Here is a 22,238-nt window from a genome sequence, read left to right as displayed (position 1 = left end):
GATCCCGCTGCCGCCGGGATTCCCGCGCCCGGCACGCGGGCGCGCGCCGGCAGTCGGTCACCAGGGGTTTTCGTGGGGTGCTCACGCCGCGCCTCGGCCGAGTACGGCGCGCAATTCCGGCAGCCGCGTGCGCCAGACGAGCGCGCCGATCACTGCGATGCCCAGCAGGCCGCCGATGGTGAGCGCCGCCGCGGCCCCGCCGCGTCCATCACCGAGCACGGCGTGTGCCCCGCGCAGGACGCCGTAGGCGGCCCCCGCGCCGAGCGCGGACGCGATCGCGACCTGGCCGACCGTGCGGGCGACCCGGCCGAAGCCAAGCCGGCCGAGCCGGCGGGTGAGCAGGACGTGCCCGGCGATCGCCCCGACGACGTAGGACAGCGAGGTGGCGATGTTGAGCCACTCGACCGCGGGCAGCGACGGATGCTGCTCGACGTTCGTGCCCGCGGGCGCGGCGAACGCCGCGTTGGACACCAGGACGAGCACGACCTTCGTCGCGACCATGCCGACGTTGATGTAGGTGGGTGTCCGGCCGTCGCGCATCGCGTAGAACACCCGCAGCTGCAACATCACCAGCGCGAAGGGGAACAACCCGAAGGCCGACCACGCGAGCGCGGAGCCGATGAGCCGGGCGCCGGCGAAGGACGTCTCGCCGTGCGCGAACAGGGTCACCCCGAGCGCGGGGCCAAGCACCAGCAGCAGGCCGGTCACCGGCACGAGCGCGAGCGCGGACAGCCGCGCGCCGAGCGAAAGATCGCCGACGACCGCCTCGGTGTCCTGCCGCACGGCGGCCCGCGACAGGCGCGGCATGATCGCGGTCAACAGCGAAACGACGAGGATGCCGTACGGCATCTGGAACAGCAGGTCGGCGTTGGTGAACACGGTGAACCCGCCGTTGTCGTTGCCGACCTTCTGGATCACCGACACGCCGACCTGGCTGACAACGACGTAGCCGAGCACCCAACCGGCGAGCGCGCCGAGCTCCCGCAGCCGGTCCTGCTCGCCCGGCCGGGCCCGGAAGCGCCATTTCCAGGTGAAGCCGGAGCGGCGTAGGTAGGGCAGCAGCACCAGCGCCTGCGCGGCGATGCCGAGCGTGGTGCCGATGCCGATGACCAGGATCTGCGGCGTGGTCATCGCCGTCGGGTCGAGCGTCTTCGGGCCGGGGAGCGTCCAGAAGACGAACACGGTGACGATCAGCACGAGGTTGTTGAGCAGCGGCGACCACGCGCCAGGGCCGTAGACGTGCTTGATGTTCAGCACGGCCATCACCATCGCGCCCAGGCCGTAGAAGAAGATCTCCGGCAGCAGCAGCGTCGCGAAGACGCTGGTCAGCTCCCGCTTCGGGCCGGCGCCGACGAACGGCGCGACGATCCAGGGCGCCGCGGCCGTCACCAGCAGGGTCATCACGCCGAGCGCCGCCACTGCGACGGACAGCAGCCGCTGCGTGTACGCGAGGCCGCCGTCGTCGTCCTCGGCTTCTGCCTTGACCAGCAGCGGGATGAGCACGCTGGAAAGCACGCCGCCGAGCAACAGCTCGTAGATCATGTTCGGCAGGTTGTTGCCGCTGTTGTAGGCGTTGCCCACGGCGCCGGTGCCGAGCGCCGCGACGAGCAGCACGCTGCGCAGGAAGCCGGTCAGCCTGCTCGCGAGCGAGGCCAGGGCCATCGACCGGCTGGTCGCGAGCAGCCCCTTCGTGCCCGCTTCGGGCGAGGGCGCTGCCGACGGGGCACCGTCGCCAGCACCGTCGCCAGCACCGTCGCCGGCACCGTAGCCGGCACCGTCGTCGTCGGTCGGGTGGGCGGCCGCGTCGCGGCGGCGTCGCGGCTTGCCGACGTAGGTGGTGGTACCCCACCGGTGGGCGTCCGTGGCGGGGCGGCGCGTCGTGCGGTCGTCGTCGGACACGTCGAACATCACGGCGGCGGTCATCGGGTCGGACTCGGTGAACGTCCGGGGCTCGACCAGCCGGTTGCCCGCATAGTGCGTCGCCGCGCCCCAGCTGTCCCCGTCGGCTGGCGCCTCGTCGGCTGGCGGCCCATCGGTCGGGGCGCCGCCGGCGGGTGGCGGGCGGCCGCCGGTCTGCGTGCGCCCGTCGATGTCCGTCACCGAGCAGCCTTTGCCGGCTCGGCCGGCGCGGACACTCGCCTCCGAGCCGCGGCTGCGGCAGCCCGGGCGCGGCGGCGCGCCAGCTGCCGGATGGCCCGAACGAGCAACGCCAACACCAGGATGGCGCCGGCGACGATCGTGATGACCACGCCGATCGCGCCGAGCGCGGTGCTGCGCACCGCGAGCGGGACCGGCTCGCCGAGCGAGCGGCCGTCCGGGGCGGACAAATGGGCTTCGATCTGGATCCGCCCGGAGCGCTCGATCACCGTCGACAGGTGCAGGATCTTCTTGCTGTGCGCGTCGATCGTCGTGCCGAGGGGCGTGGCGGTGAAGCCGGGCAGGTTGTTGTCTGCCTGCGCGCCGAGGCTGATCTGCACCGGGTAGGCGAGCAGGTTCTCCACGGTCACCGGCAGCTCGGAGTTGCTGGAGGCGAGGGTGTATTGGCCCGACGACGGGGGGACGATGCGCACGCCGGAGAGCAGGGTGTGGACCAGGTTGAGCAGAGAATGGGCGGACACCTGGCCCACAGTGCTATCGAGCTGCCAGCCCGACGACTGCAGGCGCTGCAGCCCGACCGGCAACGCCGCGAGCAGCCCCGCCGCGGTCGGGCTCTGGCCCAGCATCGAGTCCACGGTCGGTATCGCCGCCGCGAGCCGGGTCACGTCGTCGGCGATGCCGGCCGGCAGCGCGGACCTCGCCGCTGATTTGGTGAGGTGAGCCGTGCGCTTGGGCAGCCTGCCGGCGGCAGTCAACGTCGCGAGCGCCGTGGGCCGGGCGAACGTCGCGCGGGTCGTGTCGAGGATCGTCCGGTAGGCGACAGCGGGATTGGCGTTCACGTAGCGCGGCGCCGTGATCACCAGCGGATGGGTTGCGTCGGGATGCTGCGCCGCGCGCACCGCGACCTCGGACACCAGTTGCGGAAGCGCGGCCGTGCCGGCGCCGCCCTCGCTGATCGCCGTCTGCACGCCCCGCTCGATCACCGCCGAGGTCAACGCCACGGCGACCGTCGAGTGCCGGCGGCCGAGCCGGGCGAGGCCTGCCGGGGTCGCCCCGCCGGCGCCGTCGCGCGGGGTGACGGCGGTCGTCGGCAGCACGAGGGTCCGCACGCCCTGTTGGACGAGCTGGGTGAGCGTCCGGGAATCGATGGAGGTGGTGGCCGGCCACGCGATGTCGCTGCGCACGGCCGCTCCGCCGAGCGCGTCGGACACCCGCGCGGCGGTCGCGGTGGGCACCGTGCTCGACCAGGCCACGCCGCGGCTGGACAGCGCCTGCACGTCCGGGTCGGCGACCGGCGTCAGCGCGACCTGCATGCGCGGATGATCCGCCAACATCTGGCGCAATCGGTCGAGCCATGCCGCTGCGGCCTCCCCGCCGGTTCCCGGGACGGTCGTCTTGCCGGCATGCACGCGGTAATGGCCGGTGGCCATGATCTCGAGCTCGTCGAGCAGGTCCGGGTCGATCAACAGGGTCATCGGCTGGTCGCGCGGGAGCAGCTCGGGAACCGCGAGGGCGCGGTCGAGCCGGCCGCCGGCGTTGACCGACGTCGCGAGTTCGTCGTCGAGGAAAACGGTCGAGGCGCTCAGCCGGTGCGGGCGGTCGAGCAGCGGCCACATCCAGGACACCTCGACCGGCTCGGGCTTCGCGTCGAACGCGGGCATGAACGTCGACGCCGAGCCCAGCGCGACGCCCGCTGGGTTGTGCGCCGTCAGCAACAGGGGGTAGATCTCGGCCGCGGCGCACAGACACAGTCCACCCACACCCTGAATGGCGCTCGTCGTCGTCTCGAAGGTCATGGTCGATGGCGTGTCGGGCTGCAGCGTCTGAGGCCGTTGTGCCTTCCCCGGGATGTCTGCAGCCAGATCCCCCGCTGCGCTCGGGTGGGCCAGCGCGCTGTTCAGCGTGCGCTGTGAGCCGATCGGCGACCCGCGGATCGCGCTGATCGACACGCCGGCGATCGGCTGGTCGGTGGTGTTGGTGGCCGAAAGGGTGACGGTGAACTTCGCGGGCGTCGTGGTGATCGCGGGTGTCGACGGCGAGACGTCGAGGACCTTCAGCGTGACCGCGTCGGCCTTCAGGGTGGCCGTCTTCTGGGTGGCCGGCGCGGTCGCCGTCCTCGGCGTCGCCAGCGCGGCCGCAAACAGCGGACTGAGCGCCACGACCGATCCGTAGCCGAGGACACAGGCGAGCGTCACCGACAGCGCCGCGCGCATCGGTCGTCGGGCGACCGGTGCGCGGGGGGTCACGCCGAGTCCGCGAGCAGCCTGCCCGCGGTGTCCACGAGCCCCCGCTCGTCGGGGTAGGCGAGCTGCGCGCGGATCTCGGCCAGCGGCACCCAGGCGACCTCGTCCACCTCGATGTCGGCGTCGGACAACTCGCCGCCAACACGGCGCAAGAGGTAGTGCCGCACGGTCTTGTGGATCCGGCGATTGTCGGCGACGAACCAGAAGTCGATGGTGCCGAGTTCGGCGACGATCTCGCCAGCGATGCCGGTCTCTTCTTCGACCTCGCGCACGGCGGCCTGCTCGGCTGTCTCGCCGGCTTCGATATGGCCCTTCGGCAACGACCACAGCAGCCGGCCCTGGCGGTCGGTCCGGCCGATCAACGCGCCACGCGGCTCGGCGCCGGCGAGGTCGACGACCAGGCCGCCGGCGCTGAACTCGTCCACCTGGCGCAGCCACCGGCGTGGTCGGCGACGGGTGCGGCCGCCGGCGCCTTGGCGGCCGCCGGTGCCTTGGCCGCCGGCGGCGCCTTGGCCGCCGCCTGAAGAGCCGCCGCCCGCGCCGCCGCCGCCCGCGCCGCCGCCGCTCGCAGGGTCTCCGCCGGCAGAACCGGGTCGGCTCGTCCCGCTCCCGCGCGCGGGGCGCGGTCGCGGGCTCGAAGACATCCCTCGATGGTAACCGCCGGGTCAGTACGCTGGCCGTCCGTGAGCCCGCGCGCCCCCCGACCCGATGCTGTTTCGGCTGCCCGGTGGTGACGACTCCGGTTGATCTGATCCCGCTCAGCCAGCAGGCGGTCCGCCTCGGTGCTGCCTTCGCAGCGGCCGGTCGAGAGCTGCACCTCGTCGGCGGCCCGGTTCGCGACGCCCTCATGGGTCGTCCCAGCGCGGACCTAGACTTCGCGACCGACGCGCGGCCGAGCGAGGTGCAGCAGCTCGTGGCGCCGCTCGGCTCCGCGGTGTGGACGACTGGGATCGCGTACGGCACGGTCGGCGTCCGGGTCGACGGCGTGCCGTGCGAGATCACCACCTACCGCGCCGACCGGTACGACCGGGTCGGCCGCAACCCCGCCGTCGCCTACGGGGACTCGCTCGCCGACGACCTGCTGCGCCGCGACTTCACGATGAACGCGATGGCGCTGTCGGTGACCGGCGATCTCGCGTTCACCGATCCCTACGGCGGACTCGCCGATCTCGCGCGCGGCGTCCTGCGCACGCCGGGCACCCCGGCGGAGTCCTTCGAGGACGACCCGTTGCGGATGCTGCGGGCCGCCCGGTTCGTGTCGACGCTCGGCGTGCGGGTCGCGACCGAGGTCGACGCGGCGTTGCGGACGCTAGCTCCGTCCCTCGCGCGCATCACCGCCGAACGGGTGCAGATCGAGCTCAGCAAGCTGCTGCTGGGGGCGGCGCCGCGTGCCGGGCTGGAGCTGCTGGTCGACACCGGCCTCGCGGACGTCGTGCTGCCCGAGCTGCCCGCGTTGCAAATGGCGGCCGACGAACACGGCCAGCACAAGGACGTGTACGCCCACACCCTGCAGGTCCTCGATCAGGCCGTCGATCTCGAGGACGCCGGACCGGACCTCACGCTGCGCTGGGCCGCGCTGCTGCACGACGTCGGCAAGCCGGAGACCCGGGCGTTCCTGCCGGGGGGGCGGGTGACGTTCCACCACCACGAGGTCGTCGGGGCCCGGCTGGCCCGCAAACGGTTGAAGGCATTGCGTTACTCGAACGACCTGATCGACGACGTGGCCAAGCTGGTGTTCCTGCACCTGCGCTTCTACGGCTACCGCAGCACCGAGTGGACGGACTCCGCAGTGCGTCGCTACGTCGTGGACGCCGGCCCGTTGCTGCCGCGGCTGAACAGGCTGGTGCGTTCGGACTGCACGACGCGCAACAAGCGCAAGGCGGCCGCGTTGGCCTCGGCCTACGACGCGCTCGAGCAGCGGATCGCGGCGTTGCGCAAGCAAGAGGAACTCGACCGGATTCGGCCGGACCTCAACGGCGAGGAGATCATGTCGATCCTGTCGATTTCGCCGGGGCCGCTCGTCGGCAAGGCGTATCAACACCTGCTGGCGTTGCGGATGGCGCACGGTCCGCTCGGCCACGACCGCGCGGTCAGCGAGCTGCAGTCCTGGTACGCCGCGAACTCGTGACGTAGCCCAGCGCGGTCGCCGCGAAAAGCGCCCCCACCAGGAGCACCGTCGCCGCGCTGCGCCCGTCGGCCGGCAGGAAGATCGCCGTCGCGCCGGCCGCCGCCACGAGCGCCACATTGAAGACCGCGTCGTACAGCGCGAACACCCGCCCGCGGTAGGCGTCCTCAACGCCGTCCTGCACGACCGTGTCGACGCTGATCTTCACCGCTTGCGCGGCAAAGGCGAGCAGCAGCGCCGCAGGCAGCTGCAGCGGCAGGCGGAACGGCAGCACGAGGCCGGCCTCGACAACGGCGGCGAGCGCGAGCGCGCACGCCGGGCAGCGGACCGGGCCGATCCGGCGATACGCGGACGGGGTGGCGAGCGCCGCGAGCCCACCGCCGACGGCGACCGCGACGACGACCTGGCTCAGCCCGGCGAGGCCGGTCCGGAACACGCCGTCGGCGGTGAAGTGATTGCGGAACAGCAGCACGGTGCACACCGTCCAGAGGCCGTAGCCGAGCCGGTGCGCGGCGATCGTCGCCAGCGCGTTGCGCACCGCCGGCAGCCCCGCGACGTGCCGGGCGCCGGCCGCCAGGCCGCGAGCGACCTCAGGCAACGTCTCACGCCCCGAGCGCTCGGCGGCGCTCGGGCCAAGCCGGTCGAACGCGAGGCCGATCGCTACTGCGGCCGCGAGCAGGTAACAGACGCCCGCGGCCGCGGCGATGGTCGCGTACCCGCCGTTGCCGTCGCCGGCCAGCGCGCGGGCGGCGAGCGCGGTCCCGCCGCCTGCGGCAGCGACGGCGGCGCCAGCGGTGGCGGCCAGCGCGTTGGCGGTGACCAGCTCGGCGGGATCGACGACGTGCGGCAGCGCGGCGCTGAGCGCGGACAGCACAAACCGGCTGAGCGACACCACGACGAGCGCGCTGCCGTAGAACGCCGGGCCGCTGAGCCCTGCCGCCAGCGCGGCGGCGACGACGAGCACGGCGGCCGTGCGCGCGACATTGACCCACACCAGCAGTCGCTGTCGCGACCACCGGTCGAGCAGCACGCCGGCGAACGGGCCGAGGATCGAGTACGGCAACAGGACGACCGCGAACCCCGCGGCGATGTCGGCGGGCGCAGCTTGCCGTTGCGGGTCGAACAGCACCGCGCCGGCGAGGCTCGCCTGGAAGACGCCGTCGCCGAACTGGCCGAGCAGTCGGACCGCGAGCAGCCGGCGGAAATCGCGGACCGCCCACGCGCGCAGCAGATGCCTCGCGCGTCCCACGACTCGCCACGCTATCGATTCGCCACGCGATCGGCTGGCGCGGCGGTCGGCTGGCGCGGCGGTCGGCTGGCGCGTGCGAGCCGCCGCAGGTGTGGCCGTCAGCGACCGGACCCGGGCAAGATGGCCTGGTGGCCTCGGCGGACTGGACCTCGGTGCGCGGGCTCGAGCCCGCCGCCGGCCGGCTGCTGGTCGCGACGCCGCTGCTCGGCGACCCGCACTTCGCGCGCACCGTCGTCTATCTGCTCGAGCACGACGGCGGGGGCACCGTCGGCGTGGTGTTGAACCGGCCGAGCCACACGCCGGTCGGCCAGGTGCTGCCCAATTGGCACGACGCCGTCAGCGGCCCGGCCGTCGTGTTCGGCGGCGGCCCGGTGCAGCCGGACGGCGCGCTGTGCCTCGGCGAGTTGGCGCCGGGCAGCACCGGCATCCGCGAGGTCGTCGACGGCGTCTCGACGATCGATCTCGACGGCGACGTCGCGGTGATCGCGCCGATCGCCCGGCGGTTGCGGGTGTTCGCCGGGCACGCCGGCTGGGCGCCGGACCAGCTGGACGCCGAGCTGACCGAGGGCGCGTGGTGGGTGGTCGGTGGCAGCCCGGCGGACCTGTTCAGCGAGGAGCCCAAGCCGCTGTGGCGCCGGGTGCTCGCCCGGCAGCCGATGCCGCTGCGGCTGCTGTCCACCTATCCGCTGGACGTCAGCCTGAGCTGACCGCGGCTGGGTGGCTCGAACCGGAGATCACGACGTCCCGCGGGGGAAAAGCGCGAGGTCGGTGCAGACGAGGTCGGCGACGATCAGCGCGCGCAGGTGGCCGGTCGCGGCCTCGGCGAATCGCACCCGGTAACGGCGCAGCGGCGCGCCCGCCCGGCGCTTGCGGCGCCCGGCGACATCGGCCAGTTCGACCTCGGCGAGCTCAGGTCCGTCATCTGCGCCGGTGACCGTCCAGCCGCGGAACCGGCTGACCCCGGCTACCGCCCACCGCTGGCCGGCCGGCCCGGTGAACACCGTGACGCCGGCCCGGGTCGCGCCGCGGCACGCGATCCCCACCTGCTCGTCCTTCGCGGCGCGCACGTCGACCTCGAACGCCTTGCGGATCAGCGACTGGCGGTTCTTCGCCGCGCTGAGCAACGCTTCGCCCGCGGGGTCGCGGATGACGGTCGTGAACGGGAACAGGCCGGGGCCGCCGATCGAGCGGCGGAATCGGCTCACCGCGGACAACCGGACGAGGACTGCCTCGCCGAGCGGCTGCGTTCCGTTGCTCAGCTCGAGCACCGGCCCGGTCGCGGCCGACCAGTCGGCCGGGCGGCGGACGGCGACCGAGAGCTCCGGCACGGGCGACAGGTCGAGCACGTCGCGGATCTTGCCAGCACGAGGACTGGTCCCACGAGGACTGGTCCCACGAGGACTGGTCCCACGAGGACTGCGCAAGAAACGACGTCCGCCCCCGCAGCGCCGGAGCGCCGTGGGGGCGGACGAAGCAGAACGCGCCTGTCGGCTAGCGCTCGACGGTGCCTTCGATGAAGTCCTGGACGGCCTTGCGGGCCTCGTCGTCGGAGTACTGCACTGGCGGCGACTTCATGAAGTAGCTCGACGCCGACAGGATCGGCCCGCCGATGCCGCGGTCCTGGGCGATCTTCGCCGCGCGGACGGCGTCGATGATGATGCCGGCCGAGTTCGGGGAGTCCCAGACCTCGAGCTTGTACTCGAGGTTGAGCGGCACGTCGCCGAACGTCTTGCCCTCGAGCCGGACGAAGGCCCACTTGCGGTCGTCGAGCCACGCGACGTAGTCGGACGGGCCGATGTGCACGTTGCGCTCGCCCATGTCGCGGTCGGGCACCTGGGAGGTGACCGACTGGGTCTTGCTGATCTTCTTCGATTCGAGGCGGTCGCGCTCGAGCATGTTTTTGAAGTCCATGTTGCCGCCGACGTTCAGCTGATACGTGCGCTGCACCTCGACGCCGCGGTCTTCGAACAGCTTGGTGAGCACCCGGTGGGTGATCGTCGCGCCGACCTGGCTCTTGATGTCGTCGCCGACGATCGCGACACCTGCGTCCTCGAACTTCTTCGCCCATTCGGGGTTGGAGGCGATGAACACCGGCAGCGCGTTGACGAAGGCGACCTTCGCGTCGATCGCGCACTGGGCGTAGAACTTGTCGGCCGCCTCGCTGCCGACCGGCAGGTAGGAGATCAGCACGTCGACGCGCTGGTCCTTGAGCACCTGGACGATGTCGACCGGCGACTCGTCGGACTCGGTGATCGTCTCGCGGTAGTACTTGCCGAGCCCGTCCATGGTGTGGCCGCGCAGCACGGGCACGTCGAGCTGAGGCACGTCGCAGATCTTGATCGTGTTGTTCTCACTCGCCGCGATCGCCTGCGACAGGTCGAGGCCGACCTTCTTGGCGTCGACGTCGAACGCCGCGACGAACTGGATGTCGCGCACGTGGTACGGGCCGAACTCGACGTGCATCAGGCCCGGCACCTTCTGCTTCGGGTCGGCGTCGCGGTAGAAGTGCACGCCCTGCACGAGCGAGGCGGCGCAGTTGCCCACGCCGACGATGGCGACCCTGATGGCGCCGGTGTCCGTTGAACCCATCAGGGCTCCTCCTTGGATGTTGATGCGGTACTGCTGGGTGGGTCTTGCCGGTGGGGTGGTCTTGCGGGTCAAGCAGGAGCGTCGCGGCCCGGGAGCGGGGGAGCGCCTCGGCCCGTATCAGCCCGGCCCGTCTCGGTGCGGCCGGTCTCGGTGCGCTCGGTCTCGATCAGCTCGGTGAGCCAGCGGACCTCTCGGTCGACGGACTCCAGGCCGTGTTGGTGCAGCTCGCGGGTGTAGCGATCGACGCGTTCGCCGGTCCGGCCCAGCGCGCTGCGTCGCATGCCTTCGCGCTGCTCCTCGACCCGGCGCCGTCGACCCTCCAGGATCTGCAGCCGGATGTCCGAGCGGGTCTGGGCGAAGAACGCCAGCCGGGCGCCGAAGCCCTCGTCGTCGAAGGCGTCCGGGCCGACCTCGGCCAGCAACTCGGCGAGATGCTCCTTGCCGTCGGCCGTGAGCTGGTAGACCCGCTTGCCGCGCCGCGAGCGGGCTGGCGCGTCGCCGGCGAGCGGCGCCGCCTCGCTGATCCAGCCGGCCTCGGAGAGCCGGCGCAACGTGGGATACAGCGAGCCGTAGGAGAAGGCCCGGAACGCGCCGAGCAGGCTCGCGAGCCGCTTCCGCAGCTCATAGCCGTGCAGCGGGCTCTCATTGAGCAGGCCGAGGACGGCGATCTCGAGCACTCCGGACCTCCTGCCGCCCTATCGATGCGATGTATCAACACGATACATCAGCGCGACACTCAGGCGGCGGCCAGATGGCGAAAAACCGTCCGGCCCTCGAACGGCCGGTGTCGCACCGGTGGACCAGCGCGCTCTAACCTCGGCCGGGTGCCGGATCCGATCTTCGAGCACCCAAGGCTGGTGTCGATCTACGACGCCCTCGACGCCGACCGCGGCGACCTGCTGGTCTACGCCGATCTGGCGGCCGAATTCGGCGCCCGGCGAATCCTCGACATCGGCTGCGGCACCGGCACGTTCGCGCTGCGGCTCGCCGCGCGCGGGGCCGAGGTCGTCGCCGTGGACCCGGCCGCCGGCTCGCTCGCCGTCGCGCGGGCCAAGCCGGGCGCGGATCGGGTGCGTTGGATCCATGGCGACGCCAGCTCGCTTCCGCCGCTCGAGATCGACCTCGCCACGATGACCGGCAACGTCGCCCAGGCGATTGTCGACCCGGCAGAGTGGGACGTGACCCTGGCCAGGGTGCACGCGGCGCTGCGGCCGGGCGGGCGGCTGGTGTTCGAGACCCGCGATCCGGCCGACCGCGCGTGGGAAGGCTGGGGCCGCGCGGACACCCGGCGCGTCACCGAGATCGACGGCGTCGGATCGGTCGAGAGTTGGACGGACGTGCTCGCCATCGACGGGCCGCTCGTCACGTTCCGGCACAGCTTCGTGTTCGGCTCGGACGCTCAGACCCTGACCTCGGACTCGACGCTGCGCTTTCGGGACCGCGACGAGGTCGAGGCATCGCTGACCGCGCACGGGTACGTGCTGAACGAGGTGCGCGACGCCCCAGACCGGCCGGGACGGGAGCTGGTATTCCTCGCCCGGCGCCCACGTTGACCGCGAGGCGGCGGCGTCAGCGCGCTGCCGCCTCGACGCGTTCTTCCGAGCCATGGGCGATCGGCGCCGCGAGCGCGGACTCCGGGATGCCGAACGCGTCGACCAACGTCCGGGCGTGCGGGCGGACCAAGCCGCACAGCGCGTTCACCTCGGCGATCGCCGCCTTCGAGCGGGCGGCGGTGAGCCGCCCGTGCTCCTGGAACCAGCCGCGCTCGGCCTCGATCGTCGACAGCACGAACAGGTCGCACACCCGCTCGAGCAGCTCTCGCTCCGCGGTGTCGACGCAACGCTCGATCGCCTCGACGAACGCCTGCAGCAACACGCTGTCGACGTGCGCGCGGGCCGCCGCCAGCATGTGGTCCTGCGCCGCGTTGAACACCGCGAACGGGTCCTGCGCCGACGTCGCCCGCTGCAGCCGCCGGGCCACCGTCTCCAGCAGGTGCGACTCGCGATAGTCGAACAGCGCGAGGTGCCAGGCGCGGTCGCGCAGGTCCTCCTCGTTGCCGCGACCCGGCGCGGCGTCGATCAGCCGCTGCAGGATGCGCCGGCCGCCGATCCGCTCGACGACCGTCTCGAAGGCCATGTCGGTGACGAAGCGCGCCGTGCCGAACAGATCCAGCTCGCCGAAATGGTCGCGGTAGCCGGTCAGCAGCTCCTTGGCGACGAGCTGCAGCAGCACCGTGTTGTCGCCCTCGAAGGTGGTGAAGACGTCGGTGTCGGCCTTCAGCCCGGGCAGCCGGTTCTCGGCGAGGTACCCGGCGCCGCCGCAGGCCTCGCGGCACGCCTGGATCGCCGACGTGGCATGCCAGGTGGCCGCGGCCTTGATCCCTGCTGCGCGCGCCTCCAGCTCGCGTCGGCCGGGGTGTTCGGCCGGGTCGGCGTCGCGTGGCGCGTCGAGGTCGGGCGTCGTGTCGTGCAGGCCCTCGACCAGCGCGAGCTGCGCGAAGTGCAGGGCGTAGGTCTTCGCGAGTGCCGGCAGCAGCTTGCGCTGGTGGGCGAGGTAGTCCAGCACGGCGATCTCGTCGCCGTCCGGGCCGGCGAACTGCCGCCGCTCCTCGCCATACCGGATCGCGATCGCCAGGGCGACCTTGGTGGCGGCTCCCGCGCCGCCGGCCACGCTGATCCGGCCCTGCACCAGCGTGCCGAGCATGGTGAAGAACCGCTTGGTCTTGTTCTCGATCGGCGTCCGGTAGCTGCCGTCGTCGGCGACGTCGCCGTATCGGTTGAGCAGGTTGTCGCGCGGGATGCGGACATCGTCGAAGTAGAGCCGGCCGTTGTCCACGCCGTTCAGGCCGGCTTTCAGCCCGCAGTCCTCGATCCGCACGCCTGGCGCGGGCGAGCCGTCGGACGTGCGGATCGGGACGACAAATGCGTGCACGCCCTGCGACTCGCCCTTCGTGACGAGCTGGGCGAAGACGACCGCGACGTGGCCGTCGCGCGCGGCGTTGCCGATGTACTCCTTGCGCGCGGCGGTGCTCGGCGTGCGGATGACGAACTCGTCGGCGTCCGGGTCGTAGGTGGCCGTCGTCCGCAGCGACGCGACGTCTGAGCCGTGGCCGGTCTCGGTCATCGCGAAGCAGCCGAGCAGCTCGCCGCTGATCAGCTTCGAGATGTACTTCTCGTGGTGCCGCTCGGTCCCGAGGTGCAGGATCGCGCCGCCGAACAGCCCCCACTGGACGCCGGCCTTGACCAGCAGCGACAGATCGCCCATCGCGAGCATCTCGAAGCTGGTGATCGAGCCGCCGACGTCGTTGGCGCCGCCGTACCGGCTGGGGAAGCCGAGGCGCGAATGGCCGGCCTCGGCCAGCGCGAGCAGCCGCTCGAGGGTGTGCTCGCGCTGCGCCTCGACGCCCTCGCCGATCTCCACGGCGAACCGCGGATCCTTCGCGAGATCGCGGGCGCGCTCGCGCATCGACGCCCAGCGCCCGTCGAGCAGCGCGCGCAGGATCCCGACGTCCGGCACGGTCTCGACGCTCCCACTCGGTGCCGCGCTGTCCGCTGCTGCGCTGCTCATCGTCGGGCTGCTCCTTCGCTCGCGGCGCGCGTCGGGAAGACACCCGGCGCGGGACGGGCGTCGACGTCGCGCCCCGCCCGTTGATATACCCCGGCGGCGCCGCCCCAGAGCAGGGCCGCGAGGTAGTCGGTCAGCTGCTCGCGGGTCATCGCGGCCGGGTGATCGAGCCACCACAGACTGGCCGAGCGGATGAACCCGGTCGCCGCCTCGCCCCACGGCTGCGCCGCGACGGGATCGATCCCGATCGAGCGCAGCTGCTCGCCGAGTGCGGCGGTGAGGACGTCGACGATTGCCGGGCTGACGGCTGGATCGGAATGCCCGGTGGCGGGCCGCCCGAGCCGCGCCTCGTTGAACACCCGGTTCTGCGTGACGAACCGAAACAGCTGCGGGGTGTCCTCCAGCAGCTGCAGGTAGGCGTCGATGCTGGTGCGCAGCAGCACCTGCGGGTCGCTGTGGTCCGTGACGCCGAGAACGGTCTCGACGATCCGCCGGACCACCCGGGCGCCGACCGCCCGGTAGAGGTCGTCCTTGTCGGTGAAGTATCGGTAGATCACCGGCTTGCTGGTGTTCGCGACTGCCGCGATCTGATCCATGCCGACCTCGTTGCCGTGCCGGGTCACCGCCGTCAGCGCCGCGTCGATGAGCTCCTCGCGGCGGGTGCGACGGTGCTCGGTCCAGCGCGCCGCCCGGCCGTCGACGCGCGCGGGCTCGTCAGCCTGCCCCGCGGCGCGGATCGGATCGTTGGCCGTTTCGGCGGCCGTCTTGTCCGCGGCGCCGTCGGTTTCCGGCGTAAGCCGAGCCACACCGTCTTTCACGGGACCAAAAGTAGCCGATACTGTGGTTCACGTGAACACTCGTCGCGCCGCCATCGTCGGCGGAAACCGCATTCCCTTCGCGCGCTCGAACGGCGCCTACGCGCACGCGTCCAACCAGGACATGTTGACGGCCACGCTGGACGGCCTGGTCGCCCGCTTCGGGCTGCAGGACGAACGGGTCGGCGAAGTCGCCGCGGGCGCGGTGCTCAAGCACAGCCGCGACTTCAACCTCACCCGCGAGTCCGTCCTCGGCTCCCGGCTCGCGGCCACGACGCCCGCGTACGACGTGCAGCAGGCCTGCGGCACCGGCCTGGAAACCGTCATCCTCACCGCCAACAAGATCGAGCTCGGCCAAATCGAGTCAGCGGTAGCGGCCGGCGTCGACACGACCTCCGACGCTCCGATCGCGGTGAACGAGGACCTGCGCCAGGTGCTGCTCGCGGCGAACCGGGCCAAGTCGGTTGGCGCGCGGGTCAAGGCCCTCGCCGGGATCCGCCCGCAGCAGCTGGTGCCGTCGATCCCGGTGAACTCCGAGCCGCGGACCGGCATGTCGATGGGCGAGCACCAGGCGATCACCACCCTCGAGTGGGGCGTCACCCGCGAAGAGCAGGACGAGCTCGCCGCCGCCTCGCACCACAATCTCGCCGCGGCCTACGAACGCGGCTTCTTCGACGACCTGCTCACGCCGTTCCTCGGGTTGAGCCGCGACCAAAACCTGCGCGCGGACTCCAGCGTCGAGAAGCTGGCCAAGCTGGCGCCCGCCTTCGGCAAGCTCTTCGGCGATCAAGCGACCATGACGGCCGGCAACTCAACGCCGCTCACCGACGGCGCGTCCGCGGTGCTGCTCGCCAGCGACGAGTGGGCGGGCGAGCACAAGCTCCCGGTGCTCGCGCACTTCGTCGACGCCGAGACCGGCGCGGTCGACTACGTGCACGGCAACCGCAAGGAGGATGGGTTGCTGATGGCGCCCGTCTACGCGGTGCCGCGGCTGCTCGCGCGCAACAAGCTCAGCCTCGACGACTTCGATTTCATCGAGATCCACGAGGCGTTCGCCGGCACGGTGCTCGCGACGATGAAGGCATGGGAGGACGCGGATTTCTGTCGCGCCCGGCTCGGTCTGGACGGGCCGTTCGGCGCCGTCGACCGCGCGAAGCTGAACGTCAACGGCTCGTCGCTCGCCGCCGGCCACCCGTTCGCCGCGACCGGCGGGCGCATCGTCGCCTCGCTGGCGAAGATGCTGAGCCAGAAGGGTTCGGGCCGCGGCCTGATCTCGATCTGCGCCGCCGGTGGCCAGGGCGTCGTCGCCATTCTCGAAGCCGCCTGACGTCAGCGCTCGCTGCGCGCCGCCCCCTCAACTTCATCGCATCACCCAGAGTTGTCCTCGCTAGGTCGGCCGTGCGGCCGACGACGCGCGGACAAGTCGACTTGGAAGGATCGTTAGACGTATGAGCGACCGTTATCTGACCCTCGTCAACTCGCCGGTCGGTTCGGCGGTGGCCCAGCGCGTGGGGTTGCCGCGACCGGCCAAGCTGCGCCGCTATGCCGTCGGCGAGCCGCTGCTGACCGGCCCCGCGCTGCTGGCTTCGACGTCGGGCAAGATCCCGGCCGCGCTGCGCCGCGCGCTCACCACGGCCGGCGTCGACGTCACCGAGACATTGCCCGAGGGCGGCTCGCTGGCCGCGGTCGTGCTGGACGCCCGGTCCCTCGCCAAACCGGGTGATCTCGCCGCGCTGCGCGAGGTGCTCTCGCCTGGCGTCAAGGCGCTCGGCGCGTCCGGCCGGGTGATCGTGCTCGGGCGGCCCGCCGACGGCGCCGACGTCGGCGCCGACGCCACCCGGCAGGCGCTCGACGGCATCGTCCGCTCGCTGGCCAAGGAGCTGCGCCGCGGCGCGACCGCGAACCTGCTCTGGGTGGAAGAAGGGGCGGATTCCAGCGCGTCGCTGCCGTCCGCGCTGCGCTTCTTCCTGTCCGGCAAAGCGGCCTACGTCGACGGCCAGCCGCTGCGGATCGGTTCGGGCGCCGCGTCGGCGCCGAAGGACTGGGATCACCCGCTCGCCGGCAAGACCGCGCTCGTCACGGGCGCGGCCCGTGGCATCGGCGAGGCGATCGCCGGCGTGCTCGCCCGCGACGGCGCCCAGGTGATCGTCGCCGACCTGACCCAGGCCGGCGAGGCGCTGGCCCGGGTGGCGAACCGGCTCCGCGGGACGGCGCTGCACCTCGACGTCGCCTCGCCGGAGGCGCCGCAGCGGTTGCTCGACCACCTCGGCGCGCACACCGACGGGCTGGACATCCTGATCCACAACGCCGGCATCACCCGCGACAAGCTGATGGCGAACATGAAGCCGCAGCAGTGGGATTCGGTCATCGCCGTCAACCTCGAGTCGCAGCTGCGCATCAACGCCGCGCTGCTCGACAGTGCCCAGCTGCGCGCGCAGTCGCGGGTCGTCTGCCTGTCCTCGACGACTGGGCTGTCCGGCAACCGCGGCCAGACGAACTACGGCGCGACCAAGGCCGGCGTCATCGGCCTCGTCCGTTCTTCGGCGCCGGCCTTCGCCGCGCACGGCGACTCGACGATCAACGCGATCGCGCCCGGTTTCATCGAGACCGAGATGACCGCGAAGATGCCGCTCGCAACGCGCGAGGTCGCCCGACGGCTGTCGTCGCTGCAGCAGGCCGGCCTGCCGATCGACGTCGCCGAGGCCGTCGCGTGGCTCTCCTCGCCGGGCGCCGGCGGCGTCAACGGGCAGGTGCTGCGGGTGTGCGGCCAGAACCTCGTCGGCGCCTGAGCCGGCCATGGCCGACCACGCGCTGAGCGGCGCGCCGGCGCTGCTGCCGCTGTACGCAAAGGCGGCGGCGACCGCCCCGCTGCACCGCGGCGACACGCTGCCGGACTCCAGCTACACGCTCGCCGATCAAGCGATCGACCCCGCTCACTTAGTGGCATACCAGCGGGTATGCGGCTTCGGAGTGTCCGACGTCCTGCCGCCGACCTACCTGCACGTGTTGGCCTTCCCGCTGTCGGTGGCGCTGATGACCGAGCAGGCGTTCCCGTTCCCGTTGGTCGGGCTGGTGCACGTCGCGAACTCGATCACGGTGACGCGGCCGGTGCGCTCGGCCGCGAGAATGTCCTTCCGCGTCCACGCCGCGAATCTCCGTCCGCACGCCGCCGGCCGCCAGCTCGACCTGCTCGCCGAGGCGACGGTGGACGGCGAGCTGGTGTGGTCCGCCGTCAGCACGTACCTGCGCCGCGGCAAGCCGCCGGCCGGAACTGCGAAGAAGGAGCGGCAGAACCCCACCCCCGCGCCGCCCGCCGGCGCGGTCGCGCAGGTGCGGGCGCCCGGCGACATCGGCCGCCGCTACGGCGACGTGTCCGGCGACCGGAATCCAATCCACCTGCACAAGCTCTCGGCGCGGCTGTTCGGCTTCCCCTCGGCGATCGCCCACGGCATGTGGCTGAAAGCGCGCACGCTCGCCGCGTTGCAGGGCAGGTTGCCGGACGCCTACACCGCCGACGTCGCATTCAAGCTGCCGGTGTTGCTGCCGGCGACGGTGCTGATCGGCGCCGAGCAGAAGGCTGACGGCTGGTCGCTCGACGTTCGGTCGCGCTCGGGCAAGCCGCACCTCACCGGCGCCGTCACCTTCTGACCGCGGTGGCGGCCCAGGCGACGTGGCGGCGGCTGCGGGCGGGTCAGCGTCGGTTCAGGATGCGGCGGCCGCCTGCGGTGCCGGCGAGGGTGAAGCCGAGCGCGACGCAGGCCAGCACGAAGAGCCAGAACAGGCCCTTGATGATGAAGCCGACGACGCCGATTGCGATCCACAGCAACACCAGGGCGGCCAGCACCTTGACCACGTTCATCGCGCACCTCCTGGCCGGTTAACCGGCGCCGGCGCTGATCGGTTCCCCGCCCCGTCGCCACCCAAGCGGCAGGTCAGGCGCTGGTGCGCGTCCGCCCGTCCACGCCGACCGGCGGCGTGGCCGGGGCGCCGGGGGCGCGGACAGCGGACTGCGGCTTCAACCGCTTCGCGCTGGCCGCGACGAGGCGCTGATAGCCCGGCCCGATGGCGCGCACGAGCAGGTCGAGCAGCTTCGCGTCCAACCCGACGACGGCGCGCGGCCGGTTGCCGACGACCGCGCGCAAAATAGTGCGCGCCGCAGACTCCGGCGTGGTCTTCGCCAACTTCTGGTCGAAGAACTCGGCGATCTGCGTCTGGTCCTCGCCCTCGACGGCGCCGCTGTTGCGGGCGATCGCCGTCTTGATGCCGCCGGGGTGCACGCAGGTGACCCGCACGGGGTGACCGGCGATCAGCATCTCCTGGCGCAGCGCCTCGGTGAATCCGCGGACGGCGAACTTGGCCGCGTTGTACGCGCTCTGGCTGGGCATCGCGAGCAGCCCGAACAGACTGGAGATGTTGACGACGTGGCCGTCGCCGGAAGCGATCAGGTGCGGCAGGAACGCCTTAGTGCCGTAGACGACGCCCCAGAAATCGACGTCCATGACCCGCTCGATCTGCTCGAACGTCATGTGCTCGATGTCGCCGGTGAACGCGATGCCCGCGTTGTTGAACACGACGTTGACGACGCCGTACTCGGCGGCGACGTCCGCGGCGTAGTTGAGCACGGCTTCCCGGTCGGTGACGTCCAGTTTCGTCTCGAGCACCGGCGCGCCCAGGCCGCGGGCCTGCCGCGCGGTCTCGGCGAGGCCGGTGGTGTCGACGTCGCTGATGGCGAGCTTGGCGCCCCGCCGGGCGAGGTCGCAGGCGAGCGCGCGCCCGATCCCGGAGCCTGCGCCGGTCACCACGGCCACCTTGTCCTTCAGATCAGTCATGCCGCGTGTCCTTCCCTGTCTGCGGACCGGTCGGACGCGTTTGCGCGATCGGCTTCTGTCTCTTGGGTCGTGACGTAATGCTCCACGTCGAAGCGGCGGGTGAGCTGGCGAAAGCGGAACGTGAAGCTCGGCCACAGGGTGGTGTTGTTGCCGTGCTTGTCCAGGTACCAACTCGCGCAGCCGCCGGTCGTCCAAATCGTCTGCTTCATCTGGTTCTGCAACCGCTCGTTCCAGCGCTGCTGGACGTCTGGTTTGACTTCGAACGTCGCCAGCGACTGCTCGTCCTTCGTCGTGAGAGCGCTGGACAGGTAGTTCAGATGTGATTCGATCATGAACACCATCGAGCTGTGCCCGAGGCCGGTGTTCGGACCGACGACGAAGAGCAGATTCGGGAAGCCGGCCACGGCCGCGCCCTTGTAGGCCTGCTGGCCGTGCTCGTCCCACACGTCGGCGAGCGAGCGGCCGGCGCGCCCGAGGATCCGCTCGTAGGTCGGCGAGTCGGTCACGTGGAAGCCGGTGGCGACCACGATCGCGTCGACCTCCCGTTCGGCGCCGTCGGCGGTGACGATCGAATGCTCGCGGATTTCGGCGATGCCGTCGGTGACGAGGTCGACGTGCTCGCGGGCGAGCATCGGGTACCAGGTGTTCGAGATCAGGATGCGCTTGCAGCCGATGCGCCAGTTGGGCGTCACCCGCTCGCGCAGCGTCGGGTCGTCGATCGCCTTCGCGATGTTGCGCTGGGCCAGCCACTGCGCAGGTTGCAGGATCTTGGGCTGGAAGCCGAAGCCGACCATGTACAGCTCACGGCCCCAGTAGATCGCCTCGCGGGCGGCGCGCTGCAGCAGCGGCACGTGGCGGTAGGCGAGCTTCTCCGCCTTCGGGTAGTCGCGGTCGTGGCGCGGCATGACCCACGGCGCGGTGCGCTGATAGACGTCGAGGTGCGCGACGTCGTCCACGATCGACGGGCCGATCTGGATGGCCGAGGCGCCGGTGCCGATCAACGCCACCCGCTTCCCCTTGAGATCTGCGCTGTGGTTCCAACGCGCCGAGTGGAAGATCTCGCCGCGGAAGTTCTCGATGCCCTTGATGTCCGGCAGCTTCGGCTCGCACAGTGCGCCGACGGCGCTGACGACGACGTCGGCAGTGAAGTCGCCCCCGGTCGTGTCGACGCGCCACTGCTGCGCGGCGTCGTCCCATTGCGCGAGGGTGACCTCGGTGTCGTAGAGCTGCTTGTCGCCCAGGTGGTATTTGGCCGCCACCGAGCGCAGGTAGTCCTGGATCTCCGGCTGTGGGGAGAACGAGCGCGACCAGTTGGGGTTCAGCTCGAAGGAGAAGCTGTAGAGGTGCGACGGCACGTCGCACGCCGCGCCTGGGTAGGTGTTGTCGCGCCAGGTGCCCCCGACCTCGCTGCCGCGCTCGATGACGACGAAGTCCTCGCGACCGTCCTTGGCCAGCCGGATCGCGGCCCCGAGTCCGGCGAAGCCGGCGCCGATGATCAGCACGCCGACGTGCCGACGGCTGCCACCGGCGCCGCCGGCGTCGGCGGCGGGCTCGGCCGCGGGTGTCTCGCTGGGGGTCTCGCTGGGGGTCTCGGCGGCCGGGGTGCGCGCGGGTGCCTGAGTCATGATGTCGAGCGTATGCACGAACTGAACGGGAGTCAATAGCTAGTTGGCTCACGTTCAATAACCGGTTAGGCTAGCCAGGTGACCACGGCGAAGCGCACCCGGCTGAGCCCTGACGCCCGCCGCGCGCAGCTGATCGAGCTCGGCGTCGACATGCTCGCCACCCGCCGGCTCGACGAGCTGTCGGTCGAGCTGATCGCCCAGACCGCCGGCATCTCGCGTGGCTTGCTGTTCCACTATTTCGCGTCCAAGCAGGACTTCCATCGCGAGGTGGCCCGAGCGGCCGCGCAGGAGATGATCCGACGCACCGAACCCGATCCCGAGCTGCCGCCGGTCGAGGCGCTGCGCTCGGCGCTGCACGCGTTCATCGACTACGTCGAGGAGAACCCCGACAACTACAAGACCCTCGTGCGCGGCGCGGCCAGCGGGGACGAGCAGATGCGCGCCGTCTTCGACGAGACCCGGGCGACGATGGCCCAACGCGTCATCGCGGTGATCGGGCAGTCCGGGGCCGTCCTCAGCGCCCGCGCCGAGCTGGCCGTCCACGGCTGGGTGGCGTTCGTGGAGGAGTGCGTGGTGCGCTGGCTCGACACCCGCGACTTCGCCCGGGACGAGCTGCTCGAGCTGCTGACCAAATCGCTGCCTGCGATCGCGCTGTCGGCCGCCACCGAGGACGTCCGGTCGCTGGTCGAGATCTTGACCGCCGACGCGGCGATCGGCGCCCGCTAGCCGTTGGTGGAGTCTGCGAGCCCGAGACTCGGCACGCGCTCGCCGCCGCCAAGGCGTGGCGCGCCGCCCGAGTCGAACTGCGACCATTCAAGGACGGCACCCGACGACCCCGGGGGTACCTGCCGCCCGTGGTCCGGGCCGCCCGACGCGTGCACTCCATTTCTCAAATCGGGCTTCACGCAAGCGGCTCCCCAGTCGTCGAATGGTTCCGCCAGTGTTGCCGCGCCGCCCAGGCTGGCCGCGATCGCCTCCACGAGCCGGTACGCGTCGCTGGTGCGCAGCATGATGCCCGCCCGGGCCGCGAGCGACGATGTCGGCGCACAACACATTCCACGCCACCTTGGTCTCGCTCGTGGTGACCTGGACGCCTTCAGGC

At 71.7% G+C, this 22,238-nt stretch carries 20 protein-coding genes; 7 read left to right on the top strand and 13 right to left on the bottom strand.

Translation table 11 applies throughout. The annotated features are described in order from the left end of the window. Window positions 1-81 precede the first annotated feature (81 nt). Genes murJ through ACFFBG_RS09125 form a run of 3 tightly spaced genes read right to left on the bottom strand, consistent with a single transcriptional unit; the run spans window position 82 to window position 4,984 of the window. Window positions 82-2,100 carry a murein biosynthesis integral membrane protein MurJ gene (gene murJ / locus ACFFBG_RS09135; RefSeq protein WP_375477851.1) on the bottom strand — a complete coding sequence of 673 codons (2,019 nt, stop codon included), beginning with the start codon at window positions 2,098-2,100 and terminating at the stop codon, window positions 82-84. Then, entirely contained in the window at window positions 2,097-4,343 is a 2,247-nt protein-coding gene (locus ACFFBG_RS09130; RefSeq protein WP_375477849.1) for a DUF6049 family protein, read from the bottom strand. The genes murJ and ACFFBG_RS09130 overlap by 4 nt, the downstream gene beginning before the upstream one ends. After that, entirely contained in the window at window positions 4,340-4,984 is a 645-nt protein-coding gene (locus ACFFBG_RS09125; RefSeq protein WP_375477848.1) for an NUDIX hydrolase, read from the bottom strand. Before ACFFBG_RS09125 ends, ACFFBG_RS09130 begins: the two co-directional genes overlap by 4 nt. A gap of 86 nt (window positions 4,985-5,070) precedes the next feature. Here ACFFBG_RS09125 and ACFFBG_RS09120 point away from each other — a divergent pair, with 86 nt between their 5' ends. Further along, window positions 5,071-6,468: a CCA tRNA nucleotidyltransferase gene (locus ACFFBG_RS09120; RefSeq protein WP_375477846.1), complete on the top strand. Its 1,398-nt coding sequence runs from the start codon at window positions 5,071-5,073 to the stop codon at window positions 6,466-6,468. Here the strand turns inward: ACFFBG_RS09120 and ACFFBG_RS09115 are convergent. Further along, window positions 6,431-7,714, bottom strand: coding sequence for an MFS transporter (locus ACFFBG_RS09115; protein ID WP_375477844.1), 1,284 nt, complete (start codon window positions 7,712-7,714; stop codon window positions 6,431-6,433). The genes ACFFBG_RS09120 and ACFFBG_RS09115 overlap by 38 nt on opposite strands. 128 nt (window positions 7,715-7,842) lie before the next feature. Between ACFFBG_RS09115 and ACFFBG_RS09110 the strand changes: the two genes are divergently transcribed. Then, window positions 7,843-8,421 carry a YqgE/AlgH family protein gene (locus tag ACFFBG_RS09110; protein WP_375477842.1) on the top strand — a complete coding sequence of 193 codons (579 nt, stop codon included), beginning with the start codon at window positions 7,843-7,845 and terminating at the stop codon, window positions 8,419-8,421. Between the two features lie 27 nt (window positions 8,422-8,448). On the opposite strand, the gene ACFFBG_RS09105 is transcribed toward ACFFBG_RS09110, so the two are convergent. The 3 genes from ACFFBG_RS09105 to ACFFBG_RS09095 form a co-directional block, all read right to left on the bottom strand. Further along, window positions 8,449-9,060 (bottom strand): hypothetical protein, encoded by a 612-nt coding sequence (locus ACFFBG_RS09105; RefSeq protein WP_375477840.1) that lies wholly within the window; start codon window positions 9,058-9,060, stop codon window positions 8,449-8,451. Window positions 9,061-9,205: 145 nt separating this feature from the next. Further along, window positions 9,206-10,303 (bottom strand): inositol-3-phosphate synthase, encoded by a 1,098-nt coding sequence (locus ACFFBG_RS09100; protein ID WP_375477838.1) that lies wholly within the window; start codon window positions 10,301-10,303, stop codon window positions 9,206-9,208. 68 nt (window positions 10,304-10,371) lie between these two features. Then, window positions 10,372-10,980 carry a PadR family transcriptional regulator gene (locus ACFFBG_RS09095; protein ID WP_375477836.1) on the bottom strand — a complete coding sequence of 203 codons (609 nt, stop codon included), beginning with the start codon at window positions 10,978-10,980 and terminating at the stop codon, window positions 10,372-10,374. Window positions 10,981-11,127: 147 nt separating this feature from the next. On the opposite strand from ACFFBG_RS09095, the gene ACFFBG_RS09090 reads away from it, so the two are divergent. Continuing rightward, the gene (locus ACFFBG_RS09090) at window positions 11,128-11,856 is read left to right on the top strand and encodes a class I SAM-dependent methyltransferase (protein ID WP_375477834.1); all 729 of its coding nucleotides are present in this window, start codon (window positions 11,128-11,130) and stop codon (window positions 11,854-11,856) included. Between the two features lie 16 nt (window positions 11,857-11,872). Here ACFFBG_RS09090 and ACFFBG_RS09085 read toward each other — a convergent pair whose 3' ends face one another. Then, window positions 11,873-13,870: an acyl-CoA dehydrogenase gene (locus tag ACFFBG_RS09085; protein ID WP_375477832.1), complete on the bottom strand. Its 1,998-nt coding sequence runs from the start codon at window positions 13,868-13,870 to the stop codon at window positions 11,873-11,875. Next, window positions 13,867-14,685, bottom strand: a complete 819-nt coding sequence (locus ACFFBG_RS09080) for a TetR family transcriptional regulator (protein ID WP_375477830.1) — start codon at window positions 14,683-14,685, stop codon at window positions 13,867-13,869. The genes ACFFBG_RS09085 and ACFFBG_RS09080 overlap by 4 nt, the downstream gene beginning before the upstream one ends. 22 nt (window positions 14,686-14,707) lie before the next feature. Here ACFFBG_RS09080 and ACFFBG_RS09075 point away from each other — a divergent pair, with 22 nt between their 5' ends. The 3 genes from ACFFBG_RS09075 to ACFFBG_RS09065 all read left to right on the top strand — a co-directional run bounded on the left by ACFFBG_RS09075 (window position 14,708) and on the right by ACFFBG_RS09065 (window position 18,330). Beyond that, a complete protein-coding gene (locus ACFFBG_RS09075) occupies window positions 14,708-16,009 on the top strand; it encodes an acetyl-CoA C-acetyltransferase (RefSeq protein WP_375477828.1) in 1,302 nt (433 codons plus the stop codon). Between the two features lie 121 nt (window positions 16,010-16,130). Then, a complete protein-coding gene (locus ACFFBG_RS09070; protein WP_375477826.1) occupies window positions 16,131-17,471 on the top strand; it encodes a 3-oxoacyl-ACP reductase in 1,341 nt (446 codons plus the stop codon). 7 nt (window positions 17,472-17,478) lie between these two features. After that, complete coding sequence (locus tag ACFFBG_RS09065) at window positions 17,479-18,330, top strand: MaoC/PaaZ C-terminal domain-containing protein (RefSeq protein ID WP_375477824.1); 852 nt, start codon at window positions 17,479-17,481, stop codon at window positions 18,328-18,330. A 43-nt stretch (window positions 18,331-18,373) separates the two neighbouring features. On the opposite strand, the gene ACFFBG_RS09060 is transcribed toward ACFFBG_RS09065, so the two are convergent. The 3 genes from ACFFBG_RS09060 to ACFFBG_RS09050 all read right to left on the bottom strand — a co-directional run bounded on the left by ACFFBG_RS09060 (window position 18,374) and on the right by ACFFBG_RS09050 (window position 21,136). Continuing rightward, window positions 18,374-18,535, bottom strand: a complete 162-nt coding sequence (locus tag ACFFBG_RS09060; protein WP_375477822.1) for a hypothetical protein — start codon at window positions 18,533-18,535, stop codon at window positions 18,374-18,376. Window positions 18,536-18,614: 79 nt separating this feature from the next. Next, on the bottom strand, window positions 18,615-19,511 hold the full coding sequence (locus ACFFBG_RS09055) for an SDR family NAD(P)-dependent oxidoreductase (protein WP_375477820.1): 897 nt from the start codon (window positions 19,509-19,511) through the stop codon (window positions 18,615-18,617). Further along, window positions 19,508-21,136 carry a flavin-containing monooxygenase gene (locus tag ACFFBG_RS09050; RefSeq protein ID WP_375477818.1) on the bottom strand — a complete coding sequence of 543 codons (1,629 nt, stop codon included), beginning with the start codon at window positions 21,134-21,136 and terminating at the stop codon, window positions 19,508-19,510. The genes ACFFBG_RS09055 and ACFFBG_RS09050 overlap by 4 nt, the downstream gene beginning before the upstream one ends. Before the next feature lie 78 nt (window positions 21,137-21,214). On the opposite strand from ACFFBG_RS09050, the gene ACFFBG_RS09045 reads away from it, so the two are divergent. Next, on the top strand, window positions 21,215-21,862 hold the full coding sequence (locus ACFFBG_RS09045) for a TetR/AcrR family transcriptional regulator (protein WP_375477816.1): 648 nt from the start codon (window positions 21,215-21,217) through the stop codon (window positions 21,860-21,862). On the opposite strand, the gene ACFFBG_RS09040 is transcribed toward ACFFBG_RS09045, so the two are convergent. Then, complete coding sequence (locus ACFFBG_RS09040) at window positions 21,859-22,146, bottom strand: hypothetical protein (RefSeq protein WP_375477815.1); 288 nt, start codon at window positions 22,144-22,146, stop codon at window positions 21,859-21,861. The two genes, ACFFBG_RS09045 and ACFFBG_RS09040, sit on opposite strands and share 4 nt — an antisense overlap. Window positions 22,147-22,238: the final 92 nt, after the last annotated feature.

It is taken from the genome of uncultured Jatrophihabitans sp., from assembly GCF_964251945.1.
Classification (GTDB): Bacteria; Actinomycetota; Actinomycetes; order Mycobacteriales; family Jatrophihabitantaceae; genus Jatrophihabitans.
Note: the sequence above shows the minus strand (reverse complement) of the source record. Positions and strands in the feature narration are given on the sequence as shown.